A 22,160-nucleotide genomic window follows, 5' to 3' on the forward strand; every position below is an offset into this window, starting at 1 on the left:
TCCCCGCGGAGCGCCCCGCCGCGATCCCCGCCCCCGAGTCCTCGAACACCACACAGTCCTCAGGCGCGACCCCCAACTCGGCCGCCCCCTTCAAAAACCCCTCAGGATCGGGCTTGCTCGCCCCGACCGACTCGGCGGTGACCCGCACATCGGGCAGCGAAAGCCCGGCGGCAGCCATCCGCGCGGTCGACAGCGGCACATCCGCGGAAGTCACCAGCGCATGCGGCAACTCCCGTAGCGAGGCCAGAAATTCGGCGGCTCCCGGAATCGCGACGACGCCCTCCATGTCGGCCGTCTCCTCGGCCAGCATGCGCTCGTTGTCCGCGAGGTTCTGCTCCATGGGCCGATGAGGCAGCAGCAGAGCCATCGACGCATGCCCCTGCCGGCCATGGACGACCTTCATGACCTCGGCCCCGTCGAGCCCGTGCCGCTCGGCCCAGCGGTGCCAGATGCGCTCGACGACGGCATCGGAGTTGACGAGGGTGCCGTCCATGTCCAGCAGCAGGGCACGGGCGGTCAGCACGGTCGTGGCCGTCATCGGCATGCTCCAAAGCGTGGGAAGGGGGCCCGCGGCCCGGGACAAGGTGGCCCCGCCCGCCGGTCAGGGAGTGCGGGCGGGGACCACTTTGTTCCCCCACGGTACAAAACAGGTCGCCCATCGCGCTACCACTCAGGGGACCCGGCTTCCTGGAACTTCCCGCAACAAAGGCCCGACAAAAGCCCAACAAAGGCATGCACGAGCCCAAAACTCCGCCCACCCGCACTCAGTCAGGTCGCAGCGGCTTCCAGCACCTGCCGCACCCCTTGTTATGTCATGGGCACGTCACTAACTTCTCACCCGGCGCACATCTCAGCGAAACGCAGCACCGCAAGTATTCGCACGCACCGTCAACTTGCCATCCCCCCAAGGGAGTTCGCATGCCGAAGGTCTACGCGCGTCGACGGCTCAGCATACTAGCCGCCGCCAGCGGTCTGATAGCCATGGTCGGGCTTTTCAACGGTCCGACCGCCTCCGCCGCCCTGCCCACCCCCGTGAGCGCCGCCACGGCCCGCACCTACCTGTCCTCGCTCACCGTGGCGAACGAGGACCGCACCGGCTACAACCGCGACCTCTTCCCGCACTGGATCACCCAGTCCGGCGCCTGCAACACCCGTGAGACGGTTCTGAAGCGCGACGGCACGAACGTCGTGCAGGACTCCTCCTGCGCCGCGACCAGCGGCCGCTGGTACTCCGTCTACGACGGTGCGACCTGGACCGCCGCCTCCGACGTCGACATCGACCACCTCGTCCCGCTCGCCGAGGCCTGGGACTCCGGCGCCGACGGCTGGACCACCTCCCGGCGCCAGTCCTTCGCCAACGACCTGACCCGCCCGCAGCTCATCGCGGTCACGGACAACGTGAACCAGTCCAAGGGCGACCAGGACCCGGCCGAGTGGATGCCGTCGATCAGCTCGTACGCCTGCACCTACGTCCGCGCCTGGGTCCAGGTGAAGTACTACTACGACCTCTCGGTCGACTCCGCGGAGAAGAGCAAGCTGACCTCCGTGCTCAACGGCTGCTGAGCCGTCTGCGGTCCGGCCCGCAATCCGGTCCGCAGTCCGGGAAGTCCACGGAACCTCGCCCGGAACCTCCCCACTGACCTCCGTCGTTCCGTACCGTACGGTGCGACGGAGGAAGGTGATCACGTGGCGAGGCTGCGGCTGGGACCACTGCTGAGGTACGTCGACGGCTCGTCCGCGACCGTCTGGGTCGAGGCGAGCCGCCCGTGCACCGCCGAAGTGCGCTGCCCGGACGGCGCCGGCGGCGAGACCCGCACCTTCCAGGTCGCGGGTCACCACTACGCCCTGATCCCGGTCACCGGACTCACACCGGGCACGACCACCCCGTACGAGGTGCTGCTCGACGGGACGACCGTCTGGCCGCTGCCCGGCTCGCCGTTCCCGCCCTCGGTGATCCACGCCCCCGCGTACGACTCCGCCGGTCACGAGCCCGTCCGCGTGGCCTTCGGCTCCTGCCGCTGGGCCGCGCCGCCGGCCGACGAGAAGGACCCGGTGGGCCCGGACGCGCTGGACACGCTGGCCGCGCGCCTCGCCGCGGATCCGGACGCCGAACGGCCGGACGTACTGCTTCTGCTGGGCGACCAGGTGTACGCCGACGAGACGTCCAAGGCCACGCGCCGCTGGCTGGCCGCCCGCCGCGACCTCAAGGATCCGCCGGGCAACGAGGTCGCGGACTACGAGGAGTACACGCGCCTCTACTACGAATCGTGGCTCGACCCCGAGGTCCGCTGGCTGCTGTCCACCGTGCCCAGCTGCATGATCTTCGACGACCACGACGTCATCGACGACTGGAACACCAGCGCCGCCTGGCTCGCCGACATGCGGGCCACGCCCTGGTGGCGCGAGCGCCTGCTGAGCGGCCTGATGTCGTACTGGGTCTACCAGCACCTCGGCAACCTCCCGCCCGAACGCCTCACCACCGACCCCCTGTACGCCGCCGTGCGCGCGATCCCCGACGGCACGGACGTCCTCCGCGCCTTCGCCGCCGACGCCGACACGAACCCCTCCTCGGTCCGCTGGAGCTACCGCCGCGACTTCGGCCGCGTACGCCTGCTGATGATCGACACCCGCGCGGCCCGCGTCCTCGACGAGAACGCCCGCGCCATGCTCGCCCCGAGCGAGACGGCCTGGCTGCGCGAGCAGGTACTGGAGGGCCGGGGCGCGAGCGCCGACGGAAGCGGGCACGAGGCGGTCGTCGCGGCGTCCGGCAGAGCCTCCGCGACCAGCTCCCCGCCCCGCCCCGCCGACGGCGCCACGTCGGACGCCGCCACCCGGCACGCCCCCTACGACCACCTCCTGATCGGTACCTCTCTCCCCTGGCTGCTCCCCCACCTCGTGCACGACGCCGAGGCGTGGAACGCCGCCTTGTGCCGGGGGGAGCGCGGGGCGCGGTTGGCGCGGTTCGGGGAGGATCTGCGGCGGCGGGCCGACTTGGAGCACTGGTCGGCGTTTCCGGCGTCGTTCGACGCGCTGGCCTCGCTCATCGCCGAGGCCGGCTCCGGACCCGAGGCGCCGGCGACCGTGTGCGTGCTGTCGGGCGACGTGCATCACGCGTACATCGCCGAACCGTCATGGCCGGGCGGCCCATCGGGGCGTACGGGACCCGACGCGCGCGTGCTGCAACTGACCTGCTCCCCCGTCCACAACTCCATCCCGATGTCCATCAAGCTCGGCTTCCACTTCGGCTGGAGCCGAGTGGGCCGGGCCCTCGGCCGCCGTTTCGCCGGACACGGCGGCGTCCCGCGCCCGCCCGTGGAGTGGCGCAGGACGGGCGGCCCCTGGTTCGGCAACCAGCTGATGACGCTGACCCTGCGCGGGCGTTCGGCACGCCTGCGGCTCGACCAGGCGCGGGAGGAGAAGGGCGGGAGCGCCCGGCTGAGGACGGTCGTCGAGTCCGAGCTCACCCCGTAGCGCACTTCGCGACTTCGCACACATCGCGCACTTCACAGCCTCCGTAACTCACCCCGGCAGCCCCGTTGTTCGCCGGTCGATCCGCCGATTGCATACGTTTTTTGGCTGCGTTGCCCCCGTATCGCGCCCGTTGCCCCTGATGCTCGTGAGGCATCCCACACCGGGCATCGATGATCCGCTCAGGGGCTCGGCTCCCGTACCCTGCGACGGCATGATGAGGCGGACCGTCCGCTTCCAGTGGGCGGTTTGCCGTACAGCGCCCCAGATGCCCGGGAGTCACACCTTTGTCTGCAGCGACGGCGGACCCAAGCGAATTCGACGAGGTCCAGTTCCCCGCGCCCCTTAAGGGGCGCGGGGAACTGCGCGACCAGCCACAGACGGCCCGCAGCCTTCGCACCGCCCTTCCCGCGGAGCGCTCCGTTTCCGTCGCTCTGGTCGGCGCCGGGCCGCGCGGCACCAGCGTCCTGGAACGCCTCTGCGCCTCCGCACCCGAACTCCTCGCGCCCGGGGCGCACTTGACGGTCCACGTCGTCGATCCGTCGCCGCCGGGGCCGGGGCGCGTCTGGCGGACCGACCAGTCGGCCGAGCTGCTGATGAACACCGTGGCCTCCCAGGTGACCCTCTTCACCGACGACAGCGTCGACTGCTCGGGGCCGATATGCCCGGGACCGAGCCTGCACACCTGGGCCGACGGCGAGCTGGACCCGGACGAGTACCCGACCCGCGCCCAGTACGGCCACTACCTGGAGTGGGTCTTCGCCGAGGTGGTGCGCGGGGCGCCGCCGTCGGTACGCGTCGAGACGCACCGGGCCCGTGCGATACGGCTCGACGACGCGGCCGAGGGCGAACAGGCCCTCCAGACCCTCGTACTCGACGATGGCCGCACCCTGCCGGACCTCGCCGCCGTCATCCTCGCCCAGGGCCACCTGCCGACGGTCGCGGACCGGGCACAGCAACGCCTGACGGAGTACGCCGACCGCCACGGCCTGCGCCACATCCCGCCCGCCAACCCCGCGGACCTCGACCTCTCCCCGCTCGCCCCCGGCGAACCCGTCCTGCTGCGCGGCCTGGGCCTCAACTTCTTCGACCACATGGCCCTGTTGACGACGGCCCGCGGCGGCCGCTTCCTCCGCACGGCGGACGGTGGCCTGCGGTACGCGGCATCGGGCCGCGAGCCCCGCCTGTACGCCGGTTCCCGCCGCGGCATCCCGTACCAGGCCCGCGGCGACAACGCGAAGGGTCCGTACGGCCGCCACGTCCCTCTCGTCCTCACCCCGGACGTCATCTCCGGCTTCCGTAAACGCGCGGACTCCGGCGACGCTCCCGACTTCCTCGCGGAGATATGGCCGTTGGTGGCGAAGGAGGTCGAAACGGTCTACTACGAGGCGCTGTTGGGGAGGGGCGACGACGCGGCGGTACGGCGCTTCCGTGAGGTTTTTCTTGCCCTTCCTCACCGCGGCCCCCAAGAGGCCCTGCTCCTCGACGAGTTCGGCATCCCGGAGGCTGAGCGCTGGTCCTGGGACCGGATTTCGCGGCCGTACGCGGGACAGGTCTTCAACAGCCCGGAGGACTTCCGGAGTTGGCTGCTCGCGTATCTGCGCGAGGACGCCGAGCAGGCCGCTCTCGGCAATGTCGACGGCCCGCTCAAGGCCGCTCTCGACGTACTGCGCGATCTGCGCAACGAAGTGCGGCAGATCGTCGACCACGGCGGCCTTGCGGGAGCGTCACGACGGGAGCACCTGGACCGCTGGTACACGCCGATCAACGCGTTCCTGTCGATCGGGCCGCCCCGACGCCGTATCGAGGAGATGGCCGCGCTGATCGAGGCGGGCGTACTGGAGGTGCTGGGCCCACGCCTCGAGGTGCGGGCCGAGGGCGGGGCGTGGGTGGCGCACTCCCCCGACGTGCCCGGCTCGACCGTGCGGGCGACCACCCTCGTCGAGGCGCGTCTGCCGGAACCGGATGTGCGGCGGACCGCCGACGCACTGCTCGCCCGGCTACTGAAGACGGGCCAGTGCCGACCGCACGTGGTGGACGGGTACGAGACCGGAGGGCTGGACGTGACACCGCGGCCGTACCGCCTGATGGACCGTCAAGGACGCGCGCACCCAAGGCGGTTCGCGCTCGGCGTGCCCACGGAGGGCGTGCACTGGGTGACCGCCGCCGGGGTCAGGCCGGGCGTGGACTCGGTCACACTTTCGGACACGGACGCCGTGGCGCGGGCGGCGCTGAGGACGGCCGCAACTGCGGAGACGCCGGAAGAGGACGCGAAAATTTGGCCAAACGTTGAACTTGCAACTATTGATTAGGCTAGCCTAACGTGGATCACTCGCTCGGTTTTCGTCCCCAAGATTCGGTCCCCCGGACCGCAAGACCGAAGGAGTTCCCCCACCATGACCGGACGCCTCAACAGCGCCCAGCCATACGCCATCGGCCTGTTCCGCATAGTCATCGGGCTGCTCTTCGCCTGCCACGGCGCCATGTCGCTGCTCGGTGAGTTCGGCGGCGTGGACGGCAAGGGCGGCACGGTCGAGACGGGCAGCTGGCCGAACTTCTACGCGGCCGTCATCGAGCTCGTCGGCGGCAGCCTGGTCCTGCTCGGCCTCGGCACCCGCTTCGCGGCGTTCATCGCGTCGGGTTCGATGGCCTACGCGTACTTCAAGGTTCATCAGCCCGAGGCACTGTGGCCGATCGAGAACGACGGCGAAGGCGCCGCGATGTTCTGCTGGTCGATGTTCCTGCTGGTCTTCACCGGCTCGGGCGCGTTCGGCCTCGACCGGCTCTTCGCGCGGCGCACGTCCTCGGCCACCGCGGACAAGCGCAGCTCGGAGCCCATCGCGGCCTGACGCCCGCCTGCGGCTCGTACCCGTACACGTACGAAAACGGCGCCCGCCCCTGTCACACCCGGGGGCGGGCGCCCTCGTCGTATCAGGCCGCCCGCCCGAGTCGTCTCAGCCCGCCCATCCAAACGGCACCGTGAAGCAGGCCAGCCGCGTGCCCGCGCCGCCCGGCTCCTGGTGCAGCACGACGGAGGCGGCCTCGCCGCGCCGGAAGTTCCAGTCGTGGCGGGCGCTCGCCCCACCCTCGCCCCGGCCGTCGGCGGTGAAGTCGAGCCACACCTCGTTGCCGGGGTTCACGGCGGCCGGGTCCTCGGACGGCCGGTGCTGGTAGTGATCGCCCGCCGCGGCCGGGTCGGCGCCGCACGGCTTCTGGTGTACATGGACGCCGTACGCATGGCCCGGCTTCATGCCCTTCGCGCGCAGCGTCACCGTCGTGGCGCCGCGCTCCTCGCTGCGCTGGCCCACCTCGATCCAGGAGGCCGCGGGCACGAGCTTCATGTCGTACGTCACCGCCGCGGAGGGGACGAAGGCGGTGGGCGGCGCGAACTGCGCGGCCGTCCTCATCCGGTATCCGTGCGGGCCACCCTCGCCGCCCGCGCCGATCGCCGCTGTAGCGCCGGTCGCGCCGGTCGCGAGCAAGGCCGACGCCACTGCGCCGACGAGTATTCCTGCCACCATCGTTGGTCGCTCCTCACACCGATTGTCGCCCCCTTTCTCCTGCGTACTTCGTTCGTACGAGACGCCGGGCCCGGCCGCCCCCCGGGAGGTGGCAGCCGGGTGAACGTGGTGCAGCGATCACACGAGCCCCCTGTGGATCTCCTGTCGGACCCCGGGCGTACGCTGTATGGCTGTCACAGGCCGCTCCTGCCGCTCCCCCGCGACATCGCGGCTCTCGGCACGGTTGGGGCCTACGGGGGAGACACACGGGAGTTCGGGTGCTTGAGAGTGTGGGGCCGCTGACCGGCAGCCCGTGGATCTACGCCGTGGTGGCCCTGTCCGTGCTGTTCGACGTGTTCCTGCCGGTGCTGCCCAGCGGGGTCCTGGTCATCGCGGCGGCGACGGCGGCCGCAGCCGGCACCGGCGCGGCGACCGGGAACGTACCGGACCTCCTGCCGCTGACCCTCACCGCCGCCACCGCCTCGGTGCTCGGCGACCTGGTCGCGTTCCGGCTGGCCTGGCGCGGCGGCGAGCGTCTGGACCGGGCCATCGCCCGCTCCCGCCGCCTGACCGGCGCGCAGGAACGTCTCGGCGCGGCCCTCTCCCGCGGCGGCGGCGCCCTCGTCGTCATCGCCCGCTTCGCGCCCGCGGGCCGCTCGGTCGTCTCGCTCGGCGCGGGCGCCGCCCACCGCCGGGTCCGCGAGTTCCTGCCCTGGTCGATCCTCGCGGGCCTCGCCTGGGCCGCGTACAGCGTCGCCCTCGGCTACTTCGGCGGCCACCTGCTGGGCACGACGTGGCTCGCCACCGGCGTTTCGCTGGTCGCGCTGTTCGGGGCGGGCGCGGGGGCGGCGTACCTGATACGGCGGCCCGTGCCGGAGACGGGTCCAGGGGTCTGAGGCGGACGGGCAGGACATGCGGGTCTGAGGCGTACGCGGCTGGGCGTGCGGACTGAGGCGTACGCGACTGGGCGTGCGGGCTGAGACGTGCGCGGCTGGACTGCGTGGTCAGCCCGCCCGTCGCGCGGTCAGCTCGCCTGGCGTTCGGTCGTCCGGCCCCGCACCTCGAGGCCGTCCAGCAGCTCCGCCGTCGCCGCCGCGATCACGTCGACCGCCCGGTCGAACACCTCGCGGTTGTGGGCCGCCGGGGCGCGGAAGCCGGAGACCTTGCGGACGTACTGGAGCGCGGCGGCACGGATGTCCTCCTCGGTGGCCTCTTCGGGGAGTACGGGCGGGCGGAGAGTCTTGATGCTTCGGCACATGAGTCCAGTCTCGCGCGTGCCGTCCCGAACGTCCCCGGGAATAGCGATGTCCGAGAATGATGCCCGGGAATAGCGATGCCCAGGAATAGTGATGCGCCGTCCGCCGATTGTGCAGGGCATGACCACACTGGACATCCTCTACGTGGGCGGCCCCACGGCGGTCGTCGAGCTCGGCGGCTTACGGCTGCTGACGGATCCGACCTTCGACGAACCCGGCGAGTACCCGATCGGCTCGCGGAAGCTGGTGAAGACGGCCGGCCCGGCGGTCGCCGCCTCGGAGGTGGGCCCGGTCGACGCGGTCCTGCTGTCGCACGACCAGCACCCCGACAATCTCGACACCTCGGGCCGTACGTACCTCTCCGGCGCCCCGCTGGTGCTGTCCACGGCGTCGGCGTACGACCGCGTCGGCGCGCCCGTGCGGGCGCTGCCCTCCTGGGAGCACGTCGAACTCCCGCGCCCGGACGGCGGCCTGCTCCGCGTCACGGCCGTCCCCGCGCAGCACGGCCCCGACGGCTCCGAGCCCCTCGTCGGCGAGGTCACCGGTTTCGTGCTGTCCGGCGAGGGCCTGCCCAAGGTGTACGTCAGCGGGGACAACGCGTCCCTGGACGTCGTACGCACCATCGCGGACCGGCACGGTCCGTTCGACGTGGCGATCCTCTTCGCGGGCGCGGCCCGCACCCCGCTCGTACCGGACGCCCCGCTCACCCTCACCAGCGAAGGGGCCGCCCGGGCCACCGAAATCCTCGGCGCCCGCCACGTCGTGCCCCTGCACTTCGAACACTGGGGCCACTTCACGGAGGACGGCCCCACCCTGACGAAGGCCTTCACCGAGGCCGAACTCACCGACAGGCTGCACTTGTTGGAGCCGGGCGGGTCGGTACGCCTGTAGCGACGTACGCGACGTACCGCCCAGCGTGCCCGGTGAGCTGCGTCAGCGGGCTACGCGTGCCGGACGACCTGATAGATCGTCTGAGAGACGGGTGCCGGATGCGGGGCATCGTGCCAGCCGATCTCCTCGGCACGCTTCTCGATCGCCTCTCGTGCGGCGTGAGCTGCGGCTTCGTCCTCGAAGAAGGCGACAGACAGTCCGTTGCCGGTGGCAGGATCGACGAGGTGATAGGCGCCGTGGACGCCGGGCACGGCAGCGGCGGCATCCAGCACCCAGTCCCGGTCGTCGGTCGGCATCGGTTCCCACACGGCTACTCTCGCGATCATCGCTGCCTCCTGGTCGTCGGTCCGAGCCTCCAGAATGACGCGGCGACGCTCGGAGCGGCGGATCTGTTCTGCGGCCCTGTTCTTACGTCGCCGTCCCAGGGCCCGCACGGAATTCGTCCATGGTTTCGGAACCTGGATTCTTCTGTCCGGCGAGGTGAAAACGCCGTACTTCGCGGATTCATCAGATGGTGTGGATCATCCGCCATTCGGCCGTCTCGCCGTCCTTGTCCGCTGATGATCGGGGGAGCGCCCGTTGTCATCCAGGGAACGCTGTCCGTGACCTTGGCGTGCCCGGTCGCATGCACCATCCGACCAACAGAATTGGTTCATCGTGCATTTGACTCCGCATGAGCAGGAGCGCTTGCTGATCCACGTCGCGGCCGACGTGGCAGGCAAGCGCCGCGCCCGGGGGCTGCTTCTCAACTACCCCGAGACCATGGCCCTGCTGACCGTTCACGTCTTCGAGGCGGCACGCGACGGCAAGACAGTCAGCGACATCATGGACTCGGGCCGACGGGTGCTCACCCGTGACGATGTGATGCCCGGCGTCCCGGAGATGATCAAGAACGTCCAGGTGGAGGCGACCTTCCCGGACGGCACCAAGCTGGTCACGATCCACGATCCCATCCCGGAGGCCACGGAGAAGCCCGAGGTCTACCCGGGCAAGGTCGAGCACCCCCAGCAGGCAAACAGGGCTCAGTGCCCGGTCGGCTGTGACGACACCGACTCGTCCGCCTGTTGCGATGAGTGCGAGGACGCCGCGTCCTGGCACGAGGCCATCGCGTTCAACAAGGACCTGCAGCACAACAAGAAGACGATCAAGGTCAGGAACACGTCCGACCGGCCCATCCAGGTCGGCTCCCACTACCACTTTGCCGAGGTCAACCCCGGCCTCAAGGTGATCGTGAACCCCGCCGCCACGCCCGTGACCTATGACGAGCTATGGACCTGCGCTGAGGCGAAGGGGCGACGGCTCAACATCGCCGCGGGTACGTCCGTGCGGTTTGAACCAGGAGACGAGTGCTGCGTTGAGCTGGTGAAGATCGAAGGCGACGCCAAAGGCGATACCCGCAAGATCCAGGGACTGCGCAAGGAGATCGTCGGATGAGCAGCCAGCCGAAGCAGACGGGCCGGCAACGACAGAGCAACTTGCTGAAGCGGGCGGACTACGCCGCTCTGTACGGGCCCACCACCAAGGACCGGGTCCGCCTCGCCGACACCGATCTGACCATCGAGATCGAAGCAGACTGGAGCGGCGGACCGAAATACAGCGGCAACGAGATGATCTTCGGTGGCGGGAAGGTGATCCGAGAGTCGATGGGCATGTCCCACATTCCGAGGGACGGGGGCGGCAACGAGGATCGCTTCCCCATGGACACGGTCATCACGGGCGCGCTGATCCTCGACTGGTGGGGTGTGGTCAAGGCCGACGTCGGCATCAGAGACGGCAAGGTCCACGCCATCGGCAAGGCGTACAACCCCGAGACGATGGACCAGATCCCGGATTTCGAGAAGACCGCTCGTGAAGTGGCGGGCGAGGAGCTGCCGGTGCAGGCGACGAACTTTGTGGTCGGCCCGAGCACCGAGGTCATCTCCGGCAACGGCCGGATCCTCACCGCGGGGGGCGTGGACACCCACGTTCACTTCGTCTGCCCCGAGGAGATCCATGAGGCACTGGCCTCGGGCGTGACCACTCTCATCGGCGGTGGCACCGGCCCCGCCGAGGGCAGCACGGCCACCACCGTGACCCCGGGCGAGTGGCATATCACCCGACTCTTCGAGGCTCTGGACGGGTACCCGGTCAACATCGGTCTGCTCGGCAAGGGCAGCACGATGAACGTCCAGGCTCTGAACGAGCAGGTGGACGCCGGTGTCATCGGCCTCAAGATTCACGAGGACTGGGGTGCCACGCCTGCGGTGATCGACAAGGCGCTGGCAGTCTGTGAGGAGCGGAAGGTCCAGGTCGCCCTGCACGCCGACTCGCTCAACGAATCCGGCTTTCTGGACAGCACCCGCAGCGCCTTCACAGAGGGCGACAAGAAGCGCTCGATCCACATCTTCCACGTCGAGGGCGCCGGAGGGGGCCATGCCCCGGACATGATCGAGCTGGTCAAGGAGGAGAACGTCCTGCCCGCCTCGACCAACCCCACCCGGCCCTTCACGGTGAACACCGTCAAGGAGCACGTCGACATGATGGTGATCTGCCACCACCTCAACCCGGACATTCCGGCGGACATGGCCTTCGCGGATTCCCGCCTCCGACCGTCCACTATGGCGGCGGAGGACCTCCTCCACGACATGGGCGCCATCTCGATGATGTCCTCGGATGCCCAGGCGATGGGGCGCATCGGCGAGATGATCATGCGCACCTGGCAGACCGCGCACGTCATGAAGTGCCGCTACGGCGCGCTGCCCGAGGACCTGCACAGCGCGAAAGTCCGAACGGTCCACGAAGACGAGGAGGACAAGAAGCACTCGTTCAATGAGGACAGGCTGACGCCGAACGACAACTACCGGGCGCGCCGGTACGTCGCCAAGTACACGGTCAACCCGTCGATCACGCACGGCATCGCAGGTTACGTCGGTTCGGTGGAGCCGGGGAGGCTGGCCGACCTGGTGCTGTGGGAGCCGAAGTTCTTCGGCGTCAAGACTCACATGGTCCTCAAGGGCGGCCAGCTCGCCTATGCGCAGTGCGGCGACGCCAATGCTTCGATCACGACGCCGCAGCCCTACCTGCCGCGGCCGGTCTGGGGGTCCACCGGTCGTGCGCCGGGCAGCAACTCGGTGAACTTCGCCGCCCCCGGCGTGGCCGACAGGCTGAACACCCGGTTCGTCATCACCCAGGACAGCGGTAACAAGGTCACAGACGCAAAGACGCAGGGGCTCGGACTCAGCAAGAAGTTCGTGGAGATCTCGGACACCCGGGGCGTCAAGAAGAAAGACATGAAGCTGAACGACACGGTGCCGGCCAGCCTCGAAGTCGACCACAACAGCTTCGAGGTCACCATCGGTGGTGCGACGACGAGCGACGCCCGCACCGAACTCAACGGTGCGACCGTACCGCGCTCCTACGTCACCGAAGTGCCCTTGGCGCAGCGGTACTTCCTCTTCTGATCCGATACCGGGCCCGGCTGCCGGCGTCACCGCAACGGCCGGGCCCGGTGTGTCCGTCCGGGCCACCGCATCCCTGTCTACGGCCACCGCATCACTGTCCACCCTGTGAAAGGCAGCCGCTCGCCCATGAGCCGCGCAGCCCTGCTCCTCCTGGCCGACGGCCGCTTCCCCGCCGGTGGGCACGCCCACTCCGGCGGCGTCGAGGCCGCCGTCGCCCACGGATCCGTACACGACACCGACAGCCTGGAGGCGTTCTGCCGCGGGCGTCTGCACACCACCGGTCTGACGACGGCCGGGCTGGCCGCGGCAGCCGCCGGCGGACATGACCCGCTGCTGCTCGACGACGCCGCCGATGCGCGCACCCCCGCCCCCGCACTACGTGCCGCCGCCCGCAGGCTCGGCCGGCAGATGCTGCGCGCGGCTCGTGCCACCTTTCCCTCGGCCGCACTGGAACATCTGGCCGTCGCGCGTCCCCAGGGCGCCCACCAGCCCATCGTTGTGGGCCTCGCCGCCCGCGCCGCCGGGCTGGCCCCGGTGGACGCCGCCTATGCCGCCGCGTACGAGAACATCGGTGGCCCGGCCACCGCGGCGGTGCGCCTGCTGAGCCTCGATCCGCTCGACGCCTCGGGGCTGCTGGCCCGACTCGGCCCCGAAACCGACGCCGTAGCAGCAGCCGCGGCCCATGCCGCAACCCGCGCCATGACCGAGGGCATCGACGCCCTGCCGTCGGCCTCCTCACCCCTGCTGGACATCACCGCGGAGCAGCACGCCGCCTGGACCGTCCGGCTCTTCGCCTCCTGACCACCACCTGAACACCCGGATACTCCGACGGAGTTGCCATGCACCTCGACCATTCTCTGCCTCACCAGCACATCCCCAGCGCTTCGGCGGCCCGGTCCGACGGCAGCCGCCGTGCCCTCCGTGTCGGCCTGGGCGGCCCCGTCGGCTCCGGCAAGACCGCGACCGTCGCCGCGCTCTGCCGCACCCTGCGCGACCGCTGGTGCATCGCCGCTGTCACCAACGACATCTACACCCGTGAGGACGCCGAGTACCTGCTGCGCGAGGCCGTTCTGCCACCCGAGCGCATCACCGCCGTGGAGACCGGCGCCTGCCCGCACACCGCGATCCGCGACGACATCTCCGCCAATCTGGAAGCCGTCGAGCACCTGGAAGAGACCCTCCACCCCCTCGACCTGGTGCTGGTCGAGTCGGGTGGTGACAACCTGACCGCCACCTTCTCCAAGGGCCTCGTCGACGTACAGATCTTCGTCATCGACGTGGCCAGCGGCGACGACATCCCCCGCAAGGGCGGCCCCGGCATCACCACCGCCGACCTCCTCATCGTCAACAAGACCGACCTCGCCCCGCACGTCGGCGCCGACCTGGACACCATGGCCATCGACGCCGAACGACAGCGCGGCGACCTTCCCGTCATCTTCACCAGCCTCACCACCGACGACGGCATCCGGGAAGTGGCCGACTGGGTGACCGGCCACCTCGCCCAGTGGCGCGCCGGGGCAGCTGTATGAGCCCCTCCTCCCCACTCGCCTCCGCCCGAGCCGCCTCCGACCTCGACGTTCCCCCAGCCGGCGCCCAGGAGCCCGCCGGCCACCCCGACGGCGTACGTGCCACGGCCCGGATCCGCGCCGCGCACAACGGACGCGTCACCACCCTCCCGCAGTTGCGCAGCGACGGCCCCTTCCATCTGCGGCGCATGCGCACCGGCGGCAACACCGCCATGGTGGGGATCATCGGCGCGATGAGCGCCCCGCTCGGTGGCGACCGGCTCGCCCTCGACATCACCGCCGAGGACCGGGCCGAGCTGGAGGTCACCACGGCTGCCGCCACGCTCGCCCTGCGCGGCCCCACCACCCAAGCGGCCACCTACGACGTGCGGCTCACCGCCGGAGAACACGCCCACCTGCGCTGGCTGCCGCAGCCCCTGATCAGCGCCGCCGGCAGCAACCTGCGCCAGACCTACACCGTCGAACTCGCCGCCACCGCGCGGCTGGTGCTGCGAGAAGAGCAACTCCTGGGTCGGGCCGACGAGGAACCAGGCCACCTCGTCAGCCGGATCCTGGTCCACCGTGACGGGCGCCCACTGCTCGACCAGCACACGGCCTACGGGGCGCCGGAACCCGGCTGGAACGGCCCGGCCGTCCTGAACGGGCACCGCGCCGTCGGCCAGCTCCTGGTCGTGGACCCACGCCTCAACGTCCGACGAGACCCCGTACTCATCGGCGAAGGCACCAAGAACGGGTGCGCCGTCCTCGCACCGCTGGCAGGCGGCCCGGCGCTGCTCGCCACCGCCATCGCACCAACCACCTCGACGCTGCGGGAACTGCTCGATGAGGCACACGCAAGCGCACGCGACTTCACTCGTTGACGCCGACGCCTTCACCCGCTGACGCCGACGCCGTCACCGCGCAGGCGATGCGGCACCCTGGCGACGTGAACTGCAGGCCTGCACCACTTGTGGTCGGCATAGCGATGAGTTTCGGAAGAGTGCTGGGTCTATGGGTAGGACGGTGGCCGAAGGCCGCCCGGAGAAGATCGCCAGTCTCTGTATCCACCCCGATATCCACCCCGATCGACCGCACTCAAGGAGAACGACATGACCGCCATCTACACCTTCGACGTCTTTTCCAGCCTCGACGGCTACGGTGCCGCCGGCGGCGACTGGACCGGCTACTGGGGCAAGCAAGGCCCCGAGTTGCTCGACCACCGCCTCGCCCTGTACGGCGCGGAGCAGCGGATGGTCTTCGGGGCCAACACATATCGGGCATTCGCCCAGATGCTGGCCTCGAGCACCGAGGAGTCCGAAGTGCGTGACCCATGGGTCACGCGGATGAGAAGCATGCCGGCAACGGTCGTCTCGACGACACTCGAAGGCCCCCTCAACTGGCCGGACGCGACCGTCGTGAGCGGTGACGCCGTCGACGTCGTCGCCCGGCTCAAGGAGGAGTCCGATGTGCCGTTGCGCTCGCACGGCAGCCTGTCCATGAACCGGGCGCTGATGGCCGCCGGCCTGGTCGACCGGGTTCAGGTGACGCTCTTCCCTGTGATCACCGGTCAGACCGGAGTCGACCCGATCTTCCAGGGTGCGGCCGACTTCGACCTCGAGCTGATCGAGAGCCGAACGCTCGACGGTCACATCCAGGAGCTCATCTACCGACCCACCCTCCATTGACCTGTCCTCCGGAGACGGTCGGAGTCGGCGTCGCCACGGCTGTCGGACGCGTGTCGTGTCGCAGCGATGAGGTAGGCGAGGGCGGCGGCGAAAACCAGCAGAGCGGTCCAGCCGTTCAGGCGCAGGCCGAGGATGTGGTGGGCCTCGTCGACCCGCAGGTACTCGATCCAGAAGCGGCCGACGCAGTAGGCCGCGGCGTACAGCGCGAACGCCCGGCCCCGGTCGAGGCGGAAGCGGCGATCCGCCCACATGACCAGGGCGGCCACACCGAGGCACCACAGCGACTCGTACAAGAAGGTGGGGTGGTAGGTGGCCAGGTCGGAAGAGGCCTCGGACCGGTGCGCGGGATCGATCTCCCACGCCCAGGGGAGGGTGGTGGCCCGCCCGTAGAGTTCCTGGTTGAACCAGTTGCCCCAGCGGCCGATGGCCTGGCCCAGGGCGATACCGGGGGCGACCGCGTCGGCGAACACGGGCAGAGGGACACCGCCCCGGCGGCAGCCGATCCAGGCTCCGACGGCACCGCCCGCGATGGCACCCCAGATGCCGATGCCCCCGTCCCAGACGAAGAGGGCTTTGAGCGGATCGCCGCCCTCGCCGAAGTACGGCTCGCTGGACGTGACCACGTGGTAGATGCGGGCGCCGACCACACCGAAGGGGACCGCCCACAGGGCCACATCCGTCACGACGGTCTTCTCTCCACCGCGGGCGGCCCAGCGACGGCCGCCCAGCCATACCGCCGCGGCGATTCCGAGGACCAGCATCAGTGAGTAGCCGCGCAGCGGCAGCGGTCCCAGGTGGATCTCGCCGATGGACGGGCTGGGAATGAAGGCCAGGGGCACTGGTGGTTCCTCACGGGGTGCGGTGGAGCTCGGGCGGCCGGGTGCGGGGCCGATCTTCGCCGCTGCACGGGCCCGCCACATCGACCGATCGACGCATCGTCCGCCCACCGATCGGTGGACCCCGTTCGCACCGGCCGGCTGATCCTCCGGCCACTCGGCTGCGCCTAGGCTGAGGGTCATGGCACTGCGACAGGTGTGGGAGAGGGCACGGTGGAAGGCCGTCGGACAGCACGCCTTCTTCGCCGTCGTGCTCACCCTGTCCGTGCTGGGTGCGCTGGCCGGGACGGACCTGACGACCGGCACGGCACTGCTGCGGATCGGCCCGGCGGTGGGACTCGCCGCCTGGTACGCGTACTGGATCGCGCTGCGTGGCGGCTCCGGTCGCCCTCCGCTGCCCTACCTCGTCGGGGCGTTGGCGGCGTGGGTGGTCATGGCTGTGGTGGACCCCGCGCTGCTCCCGGTCGCCGTGGCCGTGCTGACCCCGTACTGGCTGCGACGGGCCTGGTGGTCGGCCGGCGGGGTGCTGGTGCTGGGCGGCGCCTGGTCGTGGCAGAGCTTCACGACGGACGGCTCCGCCGACGTGCGAACGCTCACGGGCTGTGTGCTCGGTGCCGCGCTGGCGGTCACCATCGTCTGCTACGTCGCCACCCTCGACCATGAGAGTCACAGGCGGCAGCGGCTCCTGGACGAACTCACCGCCACCCAGGCGGAACGAGCGGCGGCGGAACGTCAGGCGGGCACCCTGGCCGAACGTCAGCGCCTGGCCCGAGAGGTCCATGACACCCTGACCCAGGGCTTCGCGTCCATCTCCATGCTGCTGGACGCCGCACGCGACGACCTGCCACCCGGTTCGCCTGCGGCCCGCCGCGTCGAGCAGGCCATGCGGACAGCCCGGGACAACCTCGTCGAGAGCCGCCGCCTCGTACACGCCCTGCGCCCGGCGCCGCTGGACCGCACGCACCTGGCGGAAGCGGTCCGCGAGCTCACCGCCCGGCTGACGGAGGAGGCCGGCATCGAGGCCTACACGATCGTGACCGGCCGACCGGTCGCCCTGACCGCCGGCAACGAGGGCGAGTTGCTGCGGGTCGTGCAGGAGGCGCTGACCAACGCCCGGCGGCACGCCCACGCGGCGAGCGTGTCGGTCACGCTGTCCTACCTCGGTGACGCCCTGGCCATCGACATCCAGGACGACGGCACCGGTTTCGCACCCGCTGCCCGGCATACCGGCATCGGCCTGATCACCATGCGGGAGCGCATCACCGCCCTGGACGGCACGTTCGCGCTGGAAAGCGCCACGGGCGAGGGTACGACCGTCGCCGTCACGGTGCCGCTCCCGATCGAGCCCTCAGCCTCCGTCCCCGTCGAGCCCCCGGCCTCCGTCCCGGTCGAGCCCCCGGCCTCGATCCCGGTCGAGCCCTCGGCCTCCGCACCATCGCCCGCGGCCGGTACCCAGCCGATGGCCCCGGCGTCATGAGCACTTCGGCCACTCCCTCGATCCGGGTCCTCCTCGCAGACGATCACCCCGTGGTCCGCGACGGGCTGGCCGCCGTGCTGGCCACCCAGCCCGACCTGACGGTCGTCGGCGAAGCCGCCACCGGTGCCGAGGCAGTGCGCCAGACCGCGTCACTCGCACCCGATGTCGTCCTGATGGACCTGCAGATGCCCGGCATGGACGGCACCGCCGCGACCGCCGCCATCCGCGCCGCCCACCCCCAGGTCCGGGTCCTCGTCCTGACCACCTACGACACGGACGCCGACATCACCGCCGCCATCGACGCCGGCGCGGTCGGCTACCTGCTCAAGGACACCGGACGACACGAGCTGTGCGAGGCCGTGCGCACCGCCGCCCGGGGAGGAGCGGCGCTGTCCCCCACGGTGGCCGCCAAGGTCCTCGCCCATATGCGCGGCGACCGGGGCGCCGGCCTGTCCGGCCGGGAACTCGAAGTTCTGTCCGCCGTGGCCCGCGGGCAGAGCAACAAGCAGATCGCCCGCGCACTGCGCCTGTCCGAGGCAACGGTCAAGACCCATCTGCTGCACATCTACACCAAGCTCGACGTCGCCGACCGTACGGCGGCCGTCACCGCCGCACTGGGCCGCGGAATCATCCGCATCGACTGAACGCACAGGACGGTCCCAACACGTTCGCGTGAAGTCCCCCAAGGCACTCGCATCCCAAATTCGAACAGGCGTAGCATTGTGGCGTGGCTGAGACCTATGACTTTCCGAGTGACCTCCTGGCCGGTCAGGAGGAGTTGCATCAGGTCCGGGCCGAGCTGCTGGCCCTCCTGAAGCGGCTCCCCTGGTCGGTCGAGCCCCTGGACGGCTTCAGCGACGAGCACGGCTGGCGCAAGGTCGAGCGTCCCGCGTCGCCCGGCTGGAGCGCCGACGAACAGGCCGAGGTGGAGAAGCTCCGCGAGCGCGAGCGGGAACTGGCCGTCTTCGTCACCTGCCACCGCTTCTGGGCGGAGGTCACGACCGCGGAGAAGGTGGACGCACGGATGCGCCTGAAGCACGCGCACGAGACGGCGGACGAGCCTCCCGCGGGTGCGTGAACGTACGAAACCCCCGGCCATGATCGGCCGGGGGTCCTCGCTCTCCGGGGTGGGCACGGACGGTTTCGAACCGCCGACATCCGCCTTGTAAGGGCGGCGCTCTACCACTGAGCTACGTGCCCGGGATGAGTCGACAGCCTACATTGCCAGGGGCACTGCCCGGCAAACGCGTATCGAGTCCCGGTCACCGCGCGATGCCTCGCGATGCGGGGGTTTTCCCTACCCAAGATCCGGGAGTGGTCCGGATCCCGCCGGGAGCCCCGGCTCCGTACGGTCGAAGAGCGTCCCAGCCAGACAGACAGAGACAGACAGAGACAGACATTCATCCGTCCGTACGTCCGTACGGTCGAGGGGGCGCCCAAGACCAGGGGGAGCCCACCATGGCCGTTCGAATCCGCCGTTCCGCCGCCGTCACGACCGCGACCGCGGCCGTCGCCGCCGTCACGCTGCTCGCCACCGGGTGCGGTGCGAGCGCCGGGGACGACGACGATCCCGAGCACCGTTCGTTCGCGCTCAGCGGCCGCACGCTGACCGTCGACTCCGACGACTCCGCGCTCGAACTGGTCGCCGCGGACGTCGACAAGGTCGAGGTCACCCGGTGGTTCAAGGGCAGCGTCGTCGTCGGCGGGGACCCCAAGGTGACCTGGGAGATGAAGGGCGACACGCTCAAGCTCCGGGAGGACTGCTCGGGCGTGATCGCCGACTGCTCGGCCAAGCACCGGATCGAGGTGCCGCGCGGCGTCGCGGTCACCGTGAAGGACGGCGACGGCAGCGTGCGGGCGAGCGGCTTCGAGGAGGCGCTGAACGTCCGTACGCGCGACGGTTCCGTCCACGTCAAGGACTCGAGCGGTCCGCTGACCCTCCACACCGGTGACGGGTCCGTCACCGCGACCGATGTCGGCTCCCGGCGCGTGGACGTGAACACGCGGGACGGCTCCGTGCGGCTCGGCCTCGCCGCCGTTCCGGACCGGGTCGCGTCGCGCAGCGTGGACGGTTCCGTCACCATCGAGCTGCCCCGTCAGGCGACGTACCGCGTGACGACCGAGACCGGGGACGGCAGCGTGGACGTGTCCGTGCCCCGCGACGAGCGCAGTGCGCATGACGTGTCCGCCCGCACGCGGGACGGGAAAGTCACGGTGCGTACGGCGAACTAACCGGGCCGTGTGTTCGTCCCTACCTGGTGGGAGAATGACACCGGGCAGGGCGGACCACAGCACGGGAGAGGGATGTGACGGCGACACCTTCACAGCCGTACACGCCGTTTGTGCCACGGGCACAGCAACTACCTCGCCACCGTGCCGGTTTGGGGGCCGCGAGGACACACCGCGTCGCCCGTGACCTGCTGACCCTGGTCCTCATTCCCCTTCCGCTGCTCGCCGTCACACTCCCCGCCGCGTTCGCCGGCGGCGGTACGCGGCGGTGGTTCGGCGGCCGCTCGGAGAGCCAGCGGGCCGAGGCGCAGGCGGCGAAGGACGCCGCCGCTGCCGCGTTCTACGAGCTCGACACCGCGCAGCGCGATCTGCGGATCTCGATCGAGACCATCACGGCCGTCGACGACTCTCCCGCGGCCCGGCGCGCGGTCTCCGACTTCGACGCGCTCGGCCGCCGTATCGACGAGGTCAGCCACACGTACATCAACGCGGTCGACGCCCACGACCTCGACCGCGACGACCTGGAGGCCTCGGTCGCGGCCCGGGCGCGTACGGAGCTGACCAAGGCCAAGGACGAGTTGGCCCGCGTCAAGCAGGAGCTGGACCGGTTCACCGACGGGCTCGGCCCGCTGCTCGGCAAGGCCGAAACGCAGCTGGCCCGGCTTGCCCCGGCCGTCGAGCGCGCCCGCCAGGCCCTGCTCGCCGCCTCGAACGCCCTCGATGCCGTACGGGGATCGGGGCTCACGGCCGACGACCTGGCCGCCCGGCTCGCCGCCCTCGGCCCCGAGCTGACCAAGCTGAACCAGGGCGCCGGGCAGCACGGCGTGCCGGAGACGCTGGAGCGCGCCGACCGGGTCGCGCGCGATGCCGAGGGGGTGCGCGCGGAGGCCGAGCGGCTGCCGGAGCGGGCCGCCGAGATCGACCGCCGCCTGGTCTCGCTGCGCACCCGCGCCCAGGCCCTCACCACCCGTTCCGGGCAGGTCGAGCCGATCCTGAGCGAGCTGCGGCGCCGGTTCACGGTCGCGTGCTGGCAGGACCTTCAGCACGTACCTGACCAGGCCGCCGAGACCGTACGGCAGGCCGAGTCGAAGCTGACGGAGGCGCGGGCCGCGCGCGACGAGCAGCGCTGGGCCGACGCGACGGCGCTGCTGTCGACGGTACGGGCGTTGCTGAACACGACCGATGAGGCCGTGTCCGCGGCCGGGGACCGGTTGCGGCGGCTGAACGAGGTGCAGAAGGATCCGCAGCGGGAGATCGACCGGACGCGGTTCGCGATCCGGGATGCGCAGCGGCTGGCGATGGCCGGGCGCAATACGCCGGACCCTCGGCATGCCCGGCCCCTCGATGACTCGGTGAGCCGGCTGGACCGCGCGATCGGGACGCTGGAAGGGCGGCACCCCGATTACTGGCATTTCCTGACCGAGACGGAGGGTGTGCGGCGGACGGTGGCTCAGGTGGTCTCACAGATCCGGGAGGAGCGGGGGCACTCCGTTTGAGGGCGGGGACACTCCGTTTGGAGGCGGGGAACATCTGCGGGTGGGTGTCTGCGGGTTGTTTGTGGCTGGTCGCGCAGTTCCCCGCGCCCCTTCGGGGCGCCCACCCCGCTAATCTGTCTGTATGCCTCGCTATGAATACCGCTGTCGGACCTGCGGCGACACCTTCGAGATGAGTCGCCCTATGGCCGAATCTTCCGCCCCCGCCGCCTGCCCCGTCGGGCACGACGACACAGTGAAGCTGTTGTCGACGGTCGCCGTCGGTGGTTCGGCCTCGGCGCCCGCGGCCGCACCCGCGCCGCAGGCGAGCGGTGGCGGTTGCTGCGGCGGAGGCTGCTGCGGCTGACCCGCCCGGCTGACGCACGCCGCCCCCACCAGCC

The 22,160-nt window shown here is 70.6% G+C and carries 22 protein-coding genes, 1 tRNA gene and 2 pseudogenes; 19 read left to right on the forward strand and 6 right to left on the reverse strand.

Going from position 1 to position 22,160, the window contains the following annotated elements:
* The coding region (locus tag G5C60_RS37575) for an HAD-IA family hydrolase (RefSeq protein ID WP_206440457.1) at positions 1–538 on the reverse strand (538 nt) is incomplete at its 3' end.
* A gap of 380 nt (positions 539–918) precedes the next feature.
* On the opposite strand from G5C60_RS37575, the gene G5C60_RS37580 reads away from it, so the two are divergent.
* The 4 genes from G5C60_RS37580 to G5C60_RS37595 all read left to right on the forward strand — a co-directional run bounded on the left by G5C60_RS37580 (position 919) and on the right by G5C60_RS37595 (position 6,317).
* Positions 919–1,563 (forward strand): HNH endonuclease family protein, encoded by a 645-nt coding sequence (locus G5C60_RS37580; protein WP_165266324.1) that lies wholly within the window; start codon positions 919–921, stop codon positions 1,561–1,563.
* A 123-nt stretch (positions 1,564–1,686) separates the two neighbouring features.
* Positions 1,687–3,471 (forward strand): DUF7800 domain-containing protein, encoded by a 1,785-nt coding sequence (locus tag G5C60_RS37585; RefSeq protein ID WP_165266326.1) that lies wholly within the window; start codon positions 1,687–1,689, stop codon positions 3,469–3,471.
* Between the two features lie 431 nt (positions 3,472–3,902).
* Entirely contained in the window at positions 3,903–5,780 is a 1,878-nt protein-coding gene (locus G5C60_RS37590) for an FAD/NAD(P)-binding protein (protein WP_241267357.1), read from the forward strand.
* Between the two features lie 84 nt (positions 5,781–5,864).
* Positions 5,865–6,317, forward strand: a complete 453-nt coding sequence (locus tag G5C60_RS37595) for a DoxX family protein (RefSeq protein WP_165266328.1) — start codon at positions 5,865–5,867, stop codon at positions 6,315–6,317.
* A 105-nt stretch (positions 6,318–6,422) separates the two neighbouring features.
* Here G5C60_RS37595 and G5C60_RS37600 read toward each other — a convergent pair whose 3' ends face one another.
* Complete coding sequence (locus G5C60_RS37600) at positions 6,423–6,989, reverse strand: superoxide dismutase family protein (protein WP_165266330.1); 567 nt, start codon at positions 6,987–6,989, stop codon at positions 6,423–6,425.
* A 257-nt stretch (positions 6,990–7,246) separates the two neighbouring features.
* Here G5C60_RS37600 and G5C60_RS37605 point away from each other — a divergent pair, with 257 nt between their 5' ends.
* Entirely contained in the window at positions 7,247–7,864 is a 618-nt protein-coding gene (locus G5C60_RS37605; RefSeq protein WP_165266332.1) for a VTT domain-containing protein, read from the forward strand.
* Between the two features lie 128 nt (positions 7,865–7,992).
* Here G5C60_RS37605 and G5C60_RS37610 read toward each other — a convergent pair whose 3' ends face one another.
* Positions 7,993–8,226 carry a DUF2277 domain-containing protein gene (locus G5C60_RS37610; protein ID WP_165266334.1) on the reverse strand — a complete coding sequence of 78 codons (234 nt, stop codon included), beginning with the start codon at positions 8,224–8,226 and terminating at the stop codon, positions 7,993–7,995.
* Between the two features lie 118 nt (positions 8,227–8,344).
* On the opposite strand from G5C60_RS37610, the gene G5C60_RS37615 reads away from it, so the two are divergent.
* On the forward strand, positions 8,345–9,115 hold the full coding sequence (locus G5C60_RS37615; RefSeq protein WP_165266336.1) for an MBL fold metallo-hydrolase: 771 nt from the start codon (positions 8,345–8,347) through the stop codon (positions 9,113–9,115).
* A gap of 50 nt (positions 9,116–9,165) precedes the next feature.
* Here G5C60_RS37615 and G5C60_RS37620 read toward each other — a convergent pair whose 3' ends face one another.
* Positions 9,166–9,441 (reverse strand): hypothetical protein, encoded by a 276-nt coding sequence (locus G5C60_RS37620; protein WP_165266338.1) that lies wholly within the window; start codon positions 9,439–9,441, stop codon positions 9,166–9,168.
* A 331-nt stretch (positions 9,442–9,772) separates the two neighbouring features.
* On the opposite strand from G5C60_RS37620, the pseudogene G5C60_RS52605 reads away from it, so the two are divergent.
* The 7 genes and pseudogenes from G5C60_RS52605 to G5C60_RS37650 form a co-directional block, all read left to right on the forward strand.
* Positions 9,773–10,069, forward strand: a pseudogene (locus tag G5C60_RS52605) (urease subunit gamma); the annotation flags it as partial.
* 159 nt (positions 10,070–10,228) lie between these two features.
* Positions 10,229–10,549: pseudogene (locus G5C60_RS53800) on the forward strand (urease subunit beta); the annotation flags it as partial.
* Positions 10,546–12,555: an urease subunit alpha gene (locus G5C60_RS37630; protein WP_165266342.1), complete on the forward strand. Its 2,010-nt coding sequence runs from the start codon at positions 10,546–10,548 to the stop codon at positions 12,553–12,555. The pseudogene G5C60_RS53800 and the gene G5C60_RS37630, both read left to right, overlap by 4 nt.
* A gap of 126 nt (positions 12,556–12,681) precedes the next feature.
* Positions 12,682–13,356, forward strand: coding sequence for an urease accessory protein UreF (locus G5C60_RS37635; protein WP_165266344.1), 675 nt, complete (start codon positions 12,682–12,684; stop codon positions 13,354–13,356).
* Between the two features lie 38 nt (positions 13,357–13,394).
* On the forward strand, positions 13,395–14,084 hold the full coding sequence (gene ureG, locus G5C60_RS37640; RefSeq protein WP_165266346.1) for an urease accessory protein UreG: 690 nt from the start codon (positions 13,395–13,397) through the stop codon (positions 14,082–14,084).
* Positions 14,081–14,941: an urease accessory protein UreD gene (locus G5C60_RS37645; protein ID WP_165266348.1), complete on the forward strand. Its 861-nt coding sequence runs from the start codon at positions 14,081–14,083 to the stop codon at positions 14,939–14,941. The genes ureG and G5C60_RS37645 overlap by 4 nt, the downstream gene beginning before the upstream one ends.
* 228 nt (positions 14,942–15,169) lie before the next feature.
* Positions 15,170–15,745, forward strand: coding sequence for a dihydrofolate reductase family protein (locus G5C60_RS37650; protein WP_165266350.1), 576 nt, complete (start codon positions 15,170–15,172; stop codon positions 15,743–15,745).
* Here G5C60_RS37650 and lgt read toward each other — a convergent pair.
* Complete coding sequence (gene lgt / locus G5C60_RS37655) at positions 15,724–16,584, reverse strand: prolipoprotein diacylglyceryl transferase (RefSeq protein WP_165266352.1); 861 nt, start codon at positions 16,582–16,584, stop codon at positions 15,724–15,726. The genes G5C60_RS37650 and lgt overlap by 22 nt on opposite strands.
* Positions 16,585–16,762: 178 nt before the next feature.
* Between lgt and G5C60_RS37660 the strand changes: the two genes are divergently transcribed.
* The 3 genes from G5C60_RS37660 to G5C60_RS37670 all read left to right on the forward strand — a co-directional run bounded on the left by G5C60_RS37660 (position 16,763) and on the right by G5C60_RS37670 (position 19,136).
* Positions 16,763–18,058 carry a sensor histidine kinase gene (locus G5C60_RS37660; protein ID WP_165266354.1) on the forward strand — a complete coding sequence of 432 codons (1,296 nt, stop codon included), beginning with the start codon at positions 16,763–16,765 and terminating at the stop codon, positions 18,056–18,058.
* A complete protein-coding gene (locus tag G5C60_RS37665) occupies positions 18,055–18,702 on the forward strand; it encodes a response regulator (protein ID WP_165266356.1) in 648 nt (215 codons plus the stop codon). Before G5C60_RS37660 ends, G5C60_RS37665 begins: the two co-directional genes overlap by 4 nt.
* A gap of 83 nt (positions 18,703–18,785) precedes the next feature.
* Positions 18,786–19,136, forward strand: a complete 351-nt coding sequence (locus G5C60_RS37670; RefSeq protein WP_165266358.1) for a hypothetical protein — start codon at positions 18,786–18,788, stop codon at positions 19,134–19,136.
* A gap of 50 nt (positions 19,137–19,186) precedes the next feature.
* Here G5C60_RS37670 and G5C60_RS37675 read toward each other — a convergent pair.
* Positions 19,187–19,258: transfer RNA gene (locus G5C60_RS37675), tRNA-Val, on the reverse strand.
* Between the two features lie 258 nt (positions 19,259–19,516).
* Here G5C60_RS37675 and G5C60_RS37680 point away from each other — a divergent pair.
* The 3 genes from G5C60_RS37680 to G5C60_RS37690 all read left to right on the forward strand — a co-directional run bounded on the left by G5C60_RS37680 (position 19,517) and on the right by G5C60_RS37690 (position 22,126).
* Positions 19,517–20,290 carry a DUF4097 family beta strand repeat-containing protein gene (locus tag G5C60_RS37680; RefSeq protein ID WP_165266360.1) on the forward strand — a complete coding sequence of 258 codons (774 nt, stop codon included), beginning with the start codon at positions 19,517–19,519 and terminating at the stop codon, positions 20,288–20,290.
* A 74-nt stretch (positions 20,291–20,364) separates the two neighbouring features.
* Entirely contained in the window at positions 20,365–21,783 is a 1,419-nt protein-coding gene (locus G5C60_RS37685) for a hypothetical protein (RefSeq protein ID WP_165266362.1), read from the forward strand.
* Between the two features lie 121 nt (positions 21,784–21,904).
* Positions 21,905–22,126, forward strand: a complete 222-nt coding sequence (locus tag G5C60_RS37690) for an FmdB family zinc ribbon protein (protein WP_165266364.1) — start codon at positions 21,905–21,907, stop codon at positions 22,124–22,126.
* Positions 22,127–22,160 lie beyond the last annotated feature (34 nt).

The sequence above is a fragment of the Streptomyces scabichelini genome, assembly GCF_011045015.1.
Lineage (GTDB): Bacteria > Actinomycetota > Actinomycetes > Streptomycetales > Streptomycetaceae > Streptomyces > Streptomyces scabichelini.

Excerpts from the sequence above, each read along its gene's own strand:
- G5C60_RS37580 (WP_165266324.1), top strand. The coding sequence starts at position 919 with ATGCCGAAGGTCTACGCGCGTCGACGGCTCAGCATACTAGCCGCCGCC.
- G5C60_RS37595 (WP_165266328.1), top strand. The coding sequence starts at position 5,865 with ATGACCGGACGCCTCAACAGCGCCCAGCCATACGCCATCGGCCTGTTC.
- G5C60_RS37600 (WP_165266330.1), bottom strand. The coding sequence starts at position 6,989 with ATGGTGGCAGGAATACTCGTCGGCGCAGTGGCGTCGGCCTTGCTCGCG.
- G5C60_RS37610 (WP_165266334.1), bottom strand. The coding sequence starts at position 8,226 with ATGTGCCGAAGCATCAAGACTCTCCGCCCGCCCGTACTCCCCGAAGAG.
- G5C60_RS37615 (WP_165266336.1), top strand. The coding sequence starts at position 8,345 with ATGACCACACTGGACATCCTCTACGTGGGCGGCCCCACGGCGGTCGTC.
- G5C60_RS37620 (WP_165266338.1), bottom strand. The coding sequence starts at position 9,441 with ATGATCGCGAGAGTAGCCGTGTGGGAACCGATGCCGACCGACGACCGG.
- G5C60_RS37630 (WP_165266342.1), top strand. The coding sequence starts at position 10,546 with ATGAGCAGCCAGCCGAAGCAGACGGGCCGGCAACGACAGAGCAACTTG.
- G5C60_RS37635 (WP_165266344.1), top strand. The coding sequence starts at position 12,682 with ATGAGCCGCGCAGCCCTGCTCCTCCTGGCCGACGGCCGCTTCCCCGCC.
- ureG (WP_165266346.1), top strand. The coding sequence starts at position 13,395 with ATGCACCTCGACCATTCTCTGCCTCACCAGCACATCCCCAGCGCTTCG.
- G5C60_RS37645 (WP_165266348.1), top strand. The coding sequence starts at position 14,081 with ATGAGCCCCTCCTCCCCACTCGCCTCCGCCCGAGCCGCCTCCGACCTC.
- G5C60_RS37650 (WP_165266350.1), top strand. The coding sequence starts at position 15,170 with ATGACCGCCATCTACACCTTCGACGTCTTTTCCAGCCTCGACGGCTAC.
- G5C60_RS37660 (WP_165266354.1), top strand. The coding sequence starts at position 16,763 with ATGGCACTGCGACAGGTGTGGGAGAGGGCACGGTGGAAGGCCGTCGGA.
- G5C60_RS37665 (WP_165266356.1), top strand. The coding sequence starts at position 18,055 with ATGAGCACTTCGGCCACTCCCTCGATCCGGGTCCTCCTCGCAGACGAT.
- G5C60_RS37680 (WP_165266360.1), top strand. The coding sequence starts at position 19,517 with ATGGCCGTTCGAATCCGCCGTTCCGCCGCCGTCACGACCGCGACCGCG.
- G5C60_RS37690 (WP_165266364.1), top strand. The coding sequence starts at position 21,905 with ATGCCTCGCTATGAATACCGCTGTCGGACCTGCGGCGACACCTTCGAG.